Here is an 11,400-nt window from a genome sequence, read left to right on the forward strand (position 1 = left end):
TTGCATCCTCTGCAACGGCCTTGGCGAAATATGCACTAGCTGTCTATCGTGCCCGTACCGCCGATGCCAGGCCTGGCCACTGATGAGAGGAAAGAAGTGACCAACCACTTCTTCGTCGACCACCTCGAGCGGATGCCGGTCGTCGCGATCCTGCGAGGCATGACCCCGGACGCCACCGTCGCCGTCGCGACGAGCTGCTGGGACGCCGGGATCGACCTCGTGGAGGTGCCGTCCCAGGGAGCCGCCGGCCTGCGAGCCCTCGAAGCGGCCGCAACCGCGGCCGCGGCTCGCGGAGCGCTCGTCGGCGCGGGAACCGTCTACACCGTGCCCGACGCCGCGCGGGCCCGTGACGCGGGCGCCGCCTTCCTCGTCGCGCCCGGGCTGGACGACGACACCGCGGCCTTCGCCGCCGAACATCGGCTGCCCTACCTGCCCGGCGTGGCCACACCCACCGAGGTCCAGCGGGCCCTGACAATGGGCCTGTCGACGCTAAAGCTGTTTCCCGCGGGGCCGCTGGGCCCGGGCTGGCTGGCCGCCCTGCGTGGCCCCTTCCCCGAGGTCGGCCTGGTCGCCGTCGGGGGCGTCTCCCCGGCCGACGCCGGCGACTACCTCGCGGCCGGAGCCGTCGGGGTGGGCATCGGCTCGGCGATCACTGAACCCGGAGCGGTCGCGCGCCTGGCAGCACTGCGCGAACGCACCGCAGCACGGACATGACCCGTACGAAAGGACCCTTGTGAGCAAGCAGGCCATCTTCACCGACAAGGCACCGGCTCCCGTTGCCTCCTACTCACACGCCGTGAAGGCCAACGGGATGCTCTTCCTCGCCGGACAGGGCGGTTTCGACGTGCGCACCGGCCAGCTGGTCGGTGACGGCATCGAGGAGCAGACCCGCCAGACCCTGCAGAACCTCCAGCACGTGCTCGAGGCGGGCGGGGCGTCGTGGGACGATGTCGTCTCGGTCCGCGTCTACGTCACCGAGCACGCGGAGTTCGCTGGGATGAACCAGGTGTACGGCGAGTTCTTCACCGAGCCCTACCCCGCACGCACGACGGTGTTCTGCCAGTTGGCCCCCGGTATGAAGGTCGAGATCGACGCGGTCGCGGTCCTCGGCGGCGGCAGCTGACGTCGGTCACCCGGCGACGGCCTGGTGACGAGCGGAGCCGGAAGCTTCCGCTTCGCCCCGCTCCTCACCAGGCCTCCCGCGACAACCACCGGCAGCACCGGAGAGCAGTGGTCACCGGCGGGTGAGCCCGCACTCGGCGCGCACAGGTCGACGCCTGGTCGACGGAACTCCTCCGCGATGCGACTCAGCCCGGCGGACGCGCGGGCACCAGCGTGCGCGCGTCGCGAGCACGCAGCGCCCCCAGCCAGAGCCCGCTGCCGTACGCGAGGTCGTCCAGCCGTCGGGCGAGGACGTAGCGGACCGGTCCGACCCGATGCCGATGCGGCCACCAGGCGACGATCCCGTCGGCCACCGCCGCGGTCAGCACTCCCCGCCGGGCGTGGGCCGAGCCCAGCGCCGCGGCGACGGCGAGCGGCCAGTGGTGCCGGGTGACCGCGCGGGCCAGGCCCTGACCGGAGGCCGCCAGCCCCCGGACGGTGAGCGCCGCCGCGAGCACCACGGGCACCGGCTCTCCCGGTCGCCGGAGCCGGTGCGCCAGCCGCACCGCCGTCGCGCCGAGCAGCCCGGCCGCCGCCACCCGTCCGCGAGGACCACCGGCCAGCGCGAGGACCCACGTCACGGCCGTCGTCGGCGCGAGGACCAGCGGCGCCACCGCACTGCCGTGGCGTTTGGCGAGCAGGGCCGCGCCCGTGCCGTAGAACGCCCGGCGGCGCACCCAGTCACCCGTCGCGGCAGGGTGCTCGTGCGCCACCTCGGCAGCGGGCTCGTAGCGGACCCGCCAGCCGGCGCCGGTCAGCCGCCAGACCAGGTCGACGTCCTCCGCCACCCGCATCGCCGGATCGAAGCCGCTGCCCACGGCCGCGCGCCGCACCAGCAGGGCGGCGCTGGGCACGTACGAGACCGCCGAGAACGGGCGGACCGCCGCGGGGGAGGCGCCCATGTCGAGCGCGCCGGCGACGTCCTCGTACGGGCTCGTCCAGCCGCGCGCCGCACCGGTGAGCGGCACGATCCGGGGAGCGACGGCCGCCAGCCGCGGATCGGCGAGGTGCGGCAGCAACGGGGCCAGCCAGCCCGGGCGCGGCACGCAGTCGGAGTCGAGGAAGGCGACAGCCTCGGTCGACGCGGCGGCCAGCCCGGTGTTGCGGGCGGCGGCCGGACCTCGCGAAGACGTGTGCCGGACGACCCGGATCCCCGGCGGCGCGCTCACGGCCTCGCGCGAACCGTCGTCCACGACGACCACCGGCAGCCCAGCGGTGCCCGGGTCGGTCCGGAGCGCGTCGAGCAGCCGGGCGAGCGCGATGGGGCGGTCGCGGACGGGGACCACGACGGTGACCGGGGGACCGGCCCCCGGGGCGAGCTCGGGATGCGCCAGGCCCGCGTCGAGCAGGCGCCCGGCCAGCTCCGCCGTCGTCGCGTCCCGGACCTCGAGCCGGTCGGCGCGCAGGAGCTCGGCGGCCCGGGGAGCGAGGCGCAGCAGTCGCAGCGGCGACCCGCCCAGCAGCGTCGCCCCGCCGTCGCGCCGTCGGGTGCGCGGATCCAGCCGGACGGCGAACCCGTCGGGCAGCCGGGCGGCGGGCGGTGCCGGGACCGGACCGGTCATGCCTCGCGCTCCCCCTCCGGATCGTCGGCTCGCGGTGGCCGGGAACACCCGCGGCGCCCGGCGCGAACCCTAACGAGGCGCCCCACCCGCGGCAGCGTGGCGCCGCCATGCTTAGGTGAGCCTTACCTGAGCAGATCGAGGAGCAACCATGTCCGTCCGTCCCGCCCTCCGCGGCGCCGCCGCGTTCGCCGCCGCCGCCCTCGTCCTTACCGGCTGCGGCGCCGGTGACGACGACGCGACCGCCGACGCGGGGTCGTCGTCCGGCTCCGGCGCGTTCCCGGTGACCGTGAGCACCGCCTTCGGGGACGTCACCATCGACGAGGAGCCGCAGCGGATCGTGGCGCTGGGCTGGTCCGATGCCGAGACCGCGCTCGCCCTGGGCGTGCAGCCGGTCGGTGCGAGCGACTGGCTGGGCTTCGGCGGCGAGGGCGTGGGCCCCTGGGCCGAGGACCTCTACGACGAGGCGCCGGAGATCATCGAGACGCTGGAGCCCAGCCTCGAGGCGATCGCCGCCCTCGAGCCCGACCTGATCCTGGACACCCGCTCCTCCGCCCAGGAGGACCGCTACGAGTCGCTCCGGCAGATCGCGCCGACCATCGGCCAGCCGGAGGGTGTCGGCCCGTACCAGACGACGTGGCAGCAGCAGCTCGAGCTGGTCGGCCAGGCTTTGGGGAAGAGCGACCAGGCGCAGGAGCTCCAGGCCGAGGTCGAGCAGGCCTTCGCCGACGTCGTCGCGGAGCACCCCGAGTTCGAGGGCACCGAGGTCGCCGTCGGCGCCTTCACCTCCGAGGGCTTCGGCGCCTACGTGCGCGGTGACGCCCGCGTGGACTTCATGGAGCAGCTCGGCTTCGAGAACAAGGCCGCGATCCAGGACCTGGCGACCGAGAACTTCTTCGTGCCGGTCAGCGAGGAGGAGGTCTCACTGCTCGACGCCGAGCTGACCGTCGCCTTCCCGATCTTCGTCGAGGCATCGCAGTTCACGAGCAACCCGCTGTGGCAGGGGCTGACCGCGGTCCGGGAGGGGCATGCCGTCGTCCTGGAGGACACCACGTTGACCAACGCCTTCTCCAGCGGCTCGTCGCTGGGGATCCGCTACGCGCTGGACAACGCCGTCCCGCTGTTCGCCGACGCGCTCTCCTGAGCGGGTGACCCCGCCGGGCGCTCAGTCCAGGAGTCGCCCGGCGGGGTCCACCCGCCACTTCCGCACCGCCGCGACCAGCCGCCCGGCGAGGTCGGCCACCAGCGCTCCGCCCTCCGCGGCCGACGCCCCCGCCGGGTCGCCGAGCACCCCGTTCGGGCTGACCGCACGCACACCCTCGGCGCGCATCCGGGGCAGCAGCTCCCGCAGCGGTGCCGTCTCTCCCGGCTCGGCCCGGCCCCGACGGACCACCCCAGGTTCCACGTGCAACATCAGCGACGTCTCCGTGCGGCCGGCGTGCGCATCGCCTCCCGGCACGGCCAGGGACCACCACGCCACGTCGCGCCCCTCCGCGCGGAGCAGCGGCACGGCCGCGCGCAGGGCGAAGGAGTTGCCGCCGTGGCCGTTGACCACCAGCAGCCGCCCCGCCCATCGGCAGGCCGAGCGCCCGAACTCCACCAGCAGCGTCGTCAGCGTCTCGGTGCCGATCGACACCGTGCCGGGGAAGCCCTCGTGCTCCCCGCTCGCCCCGTAGGCGATCGCCGGGGCCAGCAGCGCGCCCTCGATCGCGGGCATCGCGTCCCACGCGACCGTCTCCGCCGTCCGGATGTCGGTGGCCAGCGGGAGGTGCCGCCCGTGCTGCTCGACCGAGCCCAGCGGCACGACGAGCAACGGCCGCTCGGGGATCTCCGGCCAGGTGGTGTCGCCGAGGGAGGTCACCGCCGCAGCCTCGCACGACGGCAGACTTCCCCCATGGCTCCCCGACGCTGCCCCCGCGGCACCGGCCTGACCTACGACGAGTGCTGCGGCCCGGTGCACGCCGGACGACCCGCGGCGACCGCGGAACAGCTGATGCGGTCCCGCTACAGCGCGTTCGCCGTCGGGGACCCCGCTCATCTGCTGGCCACCTGGCACTCCACCACCCGGCCGCGCTCGCTCGACCTCGACACGGAGCCCCGGTGGACCGGTCTGGAGATCCTGGCCACCGCCGGCGGCGGGATGCTCGAGGCCGAGGGCACGGTGGAGTTCGTGGCGCGGTACCGCGGCGGGGAGCAGCACGAGACCAGCCGGTTCGTGCGCGAGGACGGCGTCTGGCGCTACCTCGACGCCGTCTGATCAGGTGTCGCCGTCACCGTCGCCGGGCACTGGCGGACCATGACGACGGAAGACACGCGCAAGGTCGCCGAGCTGATCAAGGCGGAGCGCTTCGCCTTCCTCACCACGATCGCCCCGGGCGGCAAGCTGACCAGCCGACCCATGACGTTGCAGGAGGTCGAGTTCGACGGCGACCTCTGGTTCTACGCCGAGCGCAGTTCGCACCCCGTCGCCCACATCGCCGCACAGCCGCAGGTGAACGTCGGCGTCGGCTCGGGCGGCACCTGGGTGTCGCTGACCGGGCACGCGGTGGTGGTGGACGACGTGGCGAAGAAGAAGGAGCTGTGGAACAGCGGCGTCGAGGCGTGGTTCCCGAACGGGCCCGAGGACCCCGAGGTCGTGCTGATCAAGGTCGACGGTGACTCGGCGGAGTACTGGGGCAGCCCCGGCGGACGGCTCGCCACCGCCTTCAGCTTCGTGAAGGCCAAGGCGACCGGCGAGCGCATCGACGCCGGGAAGAACGCGAAGGTCGAGCTCTAGGCGCGCACGGCCACGCCGAGGGCCGCGCCGGCCTCGGCGGCCGGCTGCGGGCGGGCGAAGAAGTACCCCTGCGCCTGCCCGCACTGGAGGTCGCGCAGCGCCAGCCGCTGGTCGTCGGTCTCCACGCCCTCGGCGACGACGTCCAGCCCCAGGGTGCGGGCCAGCTCGACGATCGAGGCGATCAGCGTGGACGCCGAGCGCCCGCCGGGCAGGTCGCTGACGAAGCTGCGGTCGATCTTGAGCACGTCGGCCGGCAGCTTGCGCAGGTAGGACAGGCTCGAGAACCCGGTGCCGAAGTCGTCGATGGCGATCCGCACGCCGAGCGCCCGCAGGGCCTCCAGCTGCGCGACGACGGCGTCGACGTCGCGGACGAGCACGCCCTCGGTGAGCTCCAGGGTGAGCAGCTCCGCCGGGAAACCGCTGGCGGTCAGCGCCGACACCACGTCGGCGACGATGTCGGTGTCGAAGAGCTGGCGCGGGGACAGGTTGACCGCCATGCGCAGCGAGGTGTCCCGCTCGCGGATCCAGGCGGCGCCCTGGTGCAGCGCGGTGTTCAGCACCCAGCGGCCGATCTCGACGATCGCGCCGCTCTCCTCGGCCAGCGGCACGAACTCGACCGGCGGGACCAGCCCGCGCTCCGGGTGGCGCCAGCGGACGAGTGCCTCGAACCCGGTGGTGCGACCGTCGGTCAGCCCGACCGTGGGCTGGTAGTGCAGCTCCAGCTGCTCGTCGGCGACCGCGGCGAGGAGGTCCTGCTGGAGGCCGGCGCGCCGCCGGGCGGCCTCGGCCATCCCGTCGGCGTAGCCCACGAGGCGGTTCTTGCCCTGCGCCTTGGCCAGGTGCATCGCCAGGTCGGCGTTGCGCAGCAGCCCTCCGGCGGTGCGGTCGTCGTCGGCGGCCTCGGCGACGCCCACGCTGGCGTGCACCGTCACCATGCCGTCGTCCACGGACACCGGCAGGGCCAGCGCGACCAGCACCCGCTCCCCGACGGCGTGGGCGACGTCCGCGTTGCCCGCGACCACGACGGCGAACTCGTCGCCGCCGATGCGGGCCACGACGTCACCGGGGCGGACGCAGTCGCGCAGCCGCTCGGCGACCACGCGCAGCAGCTCGTCACCGATGGCGTGGCCGCGGCTGTCGTTGACGTCCTTGAAGTCGTCGACGTCGACGAACAGCACGCTGACCGGTCCGCCGCGGTGCAAAGCCCGCGAGGTGACCTCTTCCAGCTGGGTGCGGTTGGCCAGGCCGGTCAGCGAGTCGCTGAGCTCCTGCTCCTCGTTGAGCCGCCACAACGTGAGGTGGGCCAGGCTCGCGGCCAGCACGAACCCGGCGTGGATGCCGGCCCACACCCACGGGCTCGAGAAGGCGCCGGCGTGTCCGAAGACCGCGTGCGGAAAGAGCGTCCCGAACAGTCCGTGGTGCAGGGTGACGACGACGAGGGCGATCCCGAACGGGATCCAGCTCTGGTAGAGCGCGACCACGCCGATCATCACGAAGAAGCTGAAGTGCGATTCGGTGACGCCGCCCCAGAGGTGCACGAGGGCCACGCAGGCCGCCATCAGGCTCCCGGTGGTCGCTGCAGCTCGCACATCCCGGCCGAGGGTGGGGATGGCGGCGACGGCGGCGGGGCCGGCGACCGCGAGCAGGACGACGACGGCGGTCGGCTGGTCGTAGCCCCAGAACCAGGCCAGCAGCACCAGGGCGACCGCGGCCGCGAGGCCCAGCCGGACGATGACCCGGTGCCGGCCCTGCCATACGCTCTCCGGCAGCTGCCGCCCGCGGGGAAGGAGGCCGCTCACCAGGTCCGCCAGCCGTTTCATCACGGTGAGGCCATCGGCAGCGCCCGGGTGCCACTGGAGTCTTCGGTGCCGCTCTCCCCCAGGAGAGGGAGACGCGGTCAGGCCAGGTTTAGCCCGGCCAGCGGCGACTCGTCGCAGGGCTTGGCGGGGATGGCCGGCATGCCGAGCAGGGTGGGCTGGCCGCGGACCGGACCGGTGTGCGAGTGGTCGATGGAGCTCTTGGGTGTTGCCAGCTGGAGGTCGCGAGCGGCCAGCGCCGTCTCCCCGTAGCCCTGCACGCACTCGGGGTCGGGGCCGTCCAGCGGCAGGCCGGTGAAGAACTTCGCCGCCATGCACCCACCGCGGCAGGCGTCGAAGTGGGCGCACTTCGTGCACGCGCCGCCGGTCTGCGGGTTGCGCAGGTCGGCGAAGAGCTCGCTGGACCGCCAGACACGGGCGAAGCCGCCCTCGTCGCGGACGTTGCCGGCGAGGAAGTTCTCGTGGATGGCGAACGGGCAGGCGTAGACGTCGCCCACCGGGTCGATGAGGCAGACCACGCGGCCGGCGCCGCACAGGTTGAGGCCGGGCAGGGACTCCCCCAACGCCGACAGGTGGAAGAACGAGTCACCGGTGAGCACGTTGTCGCCGTTGGCCAGGAGCCAGGCGTACAGCTCGCGCTGCTGGGCCTGGGTGGGGTGCAGCTGGTCCCACACGTCGGCGCCGCGGCCCGACGGGCGGAAGCGGGTGATCCGGAGCTGGGCGCCGTAGCGGTCGGTGAGCGCCCGGAAGTCGTCGAGCTGGGAGACGTTCTCCCGGGTGACGACGACGGAGACCTTGAAGTCCTTCATCCCCGCCTCGGCGAGGTTCTCCAGCGCCCGGGTGGCCGTGGCGAAGGAGCCGGCGCCGCGCACGCGGTCGTTGACCTCCGCGGTGGCGCCGTCCAGGGAGATCTGGACGTCGACGTAGTCGGTGCGGGCGAGCTGCTGCGCCCGCGCCCGGTCCAGCTTCACGCCGTTGGTGGAGAACTTGACGCCGACGTCGTGCCCGATCGCGTAGTCGAGCAGGTGCCAGAAGTCCGGCCGGACCGTGGGCTCGCCGCCGCCGACGTTGACGTAGAAGACCTGCATCCGCTGGAGCTCGTCGATGACGCCCTCGGCCTCGGCGGTGGAGAGCTCGCGGGGATCGCGCCGGCCCGAGGAGGACAGGCAGTGCACGCACGCCAGGTTGCAGGCGTAGGTGAGCTCCCAGGTGAGGCAGATCGGGGCGTCGAGGCCGTACTCGAACTGGTCGATCAGCCGGCCGCCCTGGGGGCGGCCGGGGGTGGCGGGGCGGGTGGACGATCCAGCACGGGACGGCAGGACTGCGGTCACTGGTGAGCCTCCAGGGCGGCCTCGTCGCAGGGACCCGCCGCGAGCTCGCGAGGGGTGGGGGGCGACGAGGTCCTTCTCTCGATCATCTGCGAGCGGGCGAGGTCGGCGAGCGCCTTCAGGTAGGCACCGCGCTGCGCCTCGGGGACGCCGCAGGCGACCAGCGTCGCCTCGGCACTGGGGTGCTCGCCCAGCGACGTCACGACCGTGACGAGCATCGGCGACTTCAGGAAGGACAGCTTCCGGTTGCTGAAGGAGTAGACGAGCGCACCGAACGGCTCCGGCCGGAGGGCCACCGACCGGGCCTTCTGCCAGGGCAGGGCGGGGTCGAACACGGCTGTTCCGTCGGGCCCGGCCGGAGCGGTCATCGGATCGAGCGGCTCAGTAGACGCCGCACATGCCGTCGATCGACACCTCTTCGACCAGCGACTCCTCGACCAGGGCCTCCTCGGCGGGAGCGGCCTCGATGGGAGGCTCGACGGGGGCGGTCTGCTCGGGCATCTGCACTCCTGGGTGAGCGAGGTCACTGGGGTCGGGCCGAGGCTAGTGGCACCCAGTGCCACGGAGCAAGGGACCCGGCGGTACGCCGGAAGCATCCCGCAGCCGGGCCCACGCGGCAGGATGACCGCATGACGACGACGTCGGCCCCGGCGGACACCGCGCGCGCCCGGGTGGAGCGGGCGGCGCTGGAGCTGTTCGCCTCGCGGGGCTTCGACTCCGTGCCCGCCGACGAGGTCGCCGACGCCGCGGGCATCAGCCGGCGGACCTTCTTCCGCTACTACCCCACCAAGGCCGACGCCGTCTGGGGCGACTTCGGCGCGCACGTCGCCCGGCTCGACGGACTGCTGCGGGCGGCGGGCCCGGGCCGTCCGGTGCTGGCCACGATCTGTGCGGCGTACGCCGAGGTGAACGACTACGGGGACGCCGACCTGCCGGTGCTGCGGCAGCGCATGCGGCTGATCCTGACCGAGCCGGCCCTGCAGGCCCACTCCCAGCTGCGCTACGCCGAGATCGACCGGGTGGTCGCCGAGCACGTCGCGCGCAGCACGGGGGAGGACCCGGCCGGCCTGCTCCCCCGGCTGGTGGCGGCGAGCACCCGCGCCGCGGCGACCACGGCGTTCGCCGCCTGGCTGGCCGACGACGGCTCCGACCTGGGGCGGCAGCTGAACCGCGCGTTCGGCGAGCTGGCCGGCGGATTCCCCGGCCTGGGGGACTGAGCCTCCGGCTGTGGTGTGCGTCTCCTCCGGGCGGCTAGGGTGGCACTGAGTGCCACCGCCGGGCCGGCGGGGCGGACGACGGGAGACCGGCAGTGGCGAACGCGTGGTTCGAGACGGTGGCCGAGGCGCAGCGTCGCGCGAAGCGGCGGCTGCCCAAAGGTGTGTACGGCGCGCTGGTCGCCGGCTCCGAGCGTGGGCTGACGGCGGAGGACAACACCACCGCGTTCGGCGAGCTCGGCTTCGCGCCGCACACCGCGGGTCTGGCCAACGAGCGCAACATGGGCGTCACCGTCATGGGCCAGCAGATGTCGATGCCGGTGATGATCAGCCCGACCGGCGTGCAGGCCGTGCACCCCGACGGCGAGGTCGCCGTCGCGCGCGCCGCGGCCGCCCGCGGGGTGGGCATGGGGCTGTCCTCCTTCGCCAGCAAGCCGATCGAGGAGGTCGTGGCCGCCAATCCGCAGACCTTCTTCCAGGTCTACTGGGTCGGCAGCCGCGACGAGATGCTCGCCCGCATGGAGCGGGCACGGCGCGCCGGCGCCGTCGGCCTCATCGCCACCCTGGACTGGTCGTTCGCCTACGGCCGCGACTGGGGCAGCCCGTTCATCCCGGAGCGGATCAACCTCGAGGCAGTGCGCCGCTACGCCCCGCAGGTCGCCCTGAAGCCCGGCTGGCTCTGGGACTTCGCGAAGACGAAGAAGCTGCCCGACCTGACCGTGCCCAACATGGTCACCGGCCCCGACGAGCCCGCGCCGACCTTCTTCGGGGCCTACGGCATGTGGATGAACTCGCCCATGCCCACCTGGGAGGACGTCGCCTGGCTGCGTTCGCAGTGGGACGGCCCGTTCATGCTCAAGGGCGTCATGCGGGTCGACGACGCCAAGCGGGCCGTCGACGCAGGGGTCAGCGCCATCTCGGTCTCCAACCACGGCGGCAACAACCTCGACGGCACGCCTGCCTCGATCCGGGCGCTGCCCGCGGTCGCCGACGCGGTCGGTGACCAGATCGAGGTGCTGCTGGACGGCGGCATCCGCCGCGGTGGCGACGTCGCCAAGGCTCTGGCCCTCGGCGCGAAGGCCGTGATGATCGGGCGCGCCTACCTGTGGGGCCTCGCGGCCAACGGCCAGGCCGGCGTGGAGAACGTGCTCGACCTGATGCGCGACGGGCTGGGCTCGGCGATGGTCGGCCTCGGCCGTCCGGACGTGGCCGGTCTGTGCCGCGACGACCTGGTGATCCCGCCGGGGTTCGAGCAGCGCCTCGGCGATGCCAGCGTCGCGCGCGCCGGCGAGGAGTCCTAGGCCCCTCGGGCTGGCAGGATCTCCGGCGTGAACGAGCCGGTGCGCGCCCAGGACCTCCGGGTCTCCGACGCCGAGCGCTCCGCCGTGGCCTCCGGGCTGCAGCGCGCGCACGACGCCGGCCAGCTGGATCTGCACGAGTTCGACGAGCGAGTGCGCGAGGTGTGGGCCGCGCGCACCCGCGGTGACCTCGACCGGGTCACCGCGGACCTGCCGGCGCTCCCGCCCCCGCCCGGCCCCCGCCGGG

At 73.8% G+C, this 11,400-nt stretch carries 14 protein-coding genes; 8 read left to right on the plus strand and 6 right to left on the minus strand.

The window, feature by feature from the left end; all coding sequences use genetic code 11:
- Positions 1–96: 96 nt before the first annotated feature.
- Together C5508_RS01200 and C5508_RS01205 are read left to right on the plus strand one after the other, a co-directional pair.
- On the plus strand, positions 97–714 hold the full coding sequence (locus tag C5508_RS01200) for a bifunctional 4-hydroxy-2-oxoglutarate aldolase/2-dehydro-3-deoxy-phosphogluconate aldolase (protein WP_198597765.1): 618 nt from the start codon (positions 97–99) through the stop codon (positions 712–714).
- 19 nt (positions 715–733) lie between these two features.
- Positions 734–1,123 carry a RidA family protein gene (locus C5508_RS01205; RefSeq protein WP_104522791.1) on the plus strand — a complete coding sequence of 130 codons (390 nt, stop codon included), beginning with the start codon at positions 734–736 and terminating at the stop codon, positions 1,121–1,123.
- Positions 1,124–1,307: 184 nt separating this feature from the next.
- Here the strand turns inward: C5508_RS01205 and mftF are convergent, their stop codons facing one another.
- Entirely contained in the window at positions 1,308–2,723 is a 1,416-nt protein-coding gene (mftF, locus tag C5508_RS01210; RefSeq protein ID WP_104522793.1) for a mycofactocin biosynthesis glycosyltransferase MftF, read from the minus strand.
- Between the two features lie 148 nt (positions 2,724–2,871).
- Here mftF and C5508_RS01215 point away from each other — a divergent pair, with 148 nt between their 5' ends.
- Complete coding sequence (locus tag C5508_RS01215) at positions 2,872–3,864, plus strand: iron-siderophore ABC transporter substrate-binding protein (RefSeq protein ID WP_104522795.1); 993 nt, start codon at positions 2,872–2,874, stop codon at positions 3,862–3,864.
- A 21-nt stretch (positions 3,865–3,885) separates the two neighbouring features.
- Here C5508_RS01215 and mftE read toward each other — a convergent pair whose 3' ends face one another.
- Positions 3,886–4,581 (minus strand): mycofactocin biosynthesis peptidyl-dipeptidase MftE, encoded by a 696-nt coding sequence (mftE, locus tag C5508_RS01220; protein WP_104522797.1) that lies wholly within the window; start codon positions 4,579–4,581, stop codon positions 3,886–3,888.
- 33 nt (positions 4,582–4,614) lie between these two features.
- On the opposite strand from mftE, the gene C5508_RS01225 reads away from it, so the two are divergent.
- Entirely contained in the window at positions 4,615–4,977 is a 363-nt protein-coding gene (locus C5508_RS01225; RefSeq protein ID WP_104522799.1) for a YchJ family protein, read from the plus strand.
- Between the two features lie 39 nt (positions 4,978–5,016).
- Positions 5,017–5,496 carry a pyridoxamine 5'-phosphate oxidase family protein gene (locus C5508_RS01230; protein WP_104522801.1) on the plus strand — a complete coding sequence of 160 codons (480 nt, stop codon included), beginning with the start codon at positions 5,017–5,019 and terminating at the stop codon, positions 5,494–5,496.
- Here C5508_RS01230 and C5508_RS01235 read toward each other — a convergent pair.
- From C5508_RS01235 to mftA, 4 genes are all read right to left on the minus strand, one after another.
- Complete coding sequence (locus tag C5508_RS01235) at positions 5,493–7,316, minus strand: putative bifunctional diguanylate cyclase/phosphodiesterase (RefSeq protein ID WP_104522835.1); 1,824 nt, start codon at positions 7,314–7,316, stop codon at positions 5,493–5,495. The genes C5508_RS01230 and C5508_RS01235 overlap by 4 nt on opposite strands.
- Positions 7,317–7,393: 77 nt before the next feature.
- Positions 7,394–8,644, minus strand: coding sequence for a mycofactocin radical SAM maturase (gene mftC, locus C5508_RS01240; protein ID WP_104522803.1), 1,251 nt, complete (start codon positions 8,642–8,644; stop codon positions 7,394–7,396).
- Complete coding sequence (gene mftB, locus C5508_RS01245; protein WP_232796836.1) at positions 8,641–8,976, minus strand: mycofactocin biosynthesis chaperone MftB; 336 nt, start codon at positions 8,974–8,976, stop codon at positions 8,641–8,643. The genes mftC and mftB overlap by 4 nt, the downstream gene beginning before the upstream one ends.
- A 46-nt stretch (positions 8,977–9,022) precedes the next feature.
- Complete coding sequence (gene mftA, locus C5508_RS01250) at positions 9,023–9,142, minus strand: mycofactocin precursor MftA (protein ID WP_104522807.1); 120 nt, start codon at positions 9,140–9,142, stop codon at positions 9,023–9,025.
- Between the two features lie 128 nt (positions 9,143–9,270).
- On the opposite strand from mftA, the gene C5508_RS01255 reads away from it, so the two are divergent.
- From C5508_RS01255 to C5508_RS01265, 3 genes are all read left to right on the plus strand, one after another.
- Entirely contained in the window at positions 9,271–9,858 is a 588-nt protein-coding gene (locus tag C5508_RS01255; protein WP_104522809.1) for an acyl-CoA-like ligand-binding transcription factor, read from the plus strand.
- Positions 9,859–9,950: 92 nt separating this feature from the next.
- The gene (mftD, locus tag C5508_RS01260; RefSeq protein ID WP_104522811.1) at positions 9,951–11,156 is read left to right on the plus strand and encodes a pre-mycofactocin synthase MftD; all 1,206 of its coding nucleotides are present in this window, start codon (positions 9,951–9,953) and stop codon (positions 11,154–11,156) included.
- A gap of 27 nt (positions 11,157–11,183) precedes the next feature.
- Positions 11,184–11,400, plus strand: a 217-nt coding sequence (locus C5508_RS01265) for a DUF1707 SHOCT-like domain-containing protein (protein ID WP_198597766.1), incomplete at its 3' end; no start/stop codon positions are given.

The organism is Blastococcus atacamensis, assembly GCF_002938425.1.
Classification (GTDB): domain Bacteria; phylum Actinomycetota; class Actinomycetes; order Mycobacteriales; family Geodermatophilaceae; genus Blastococcus; species Blastococcus atacamensis.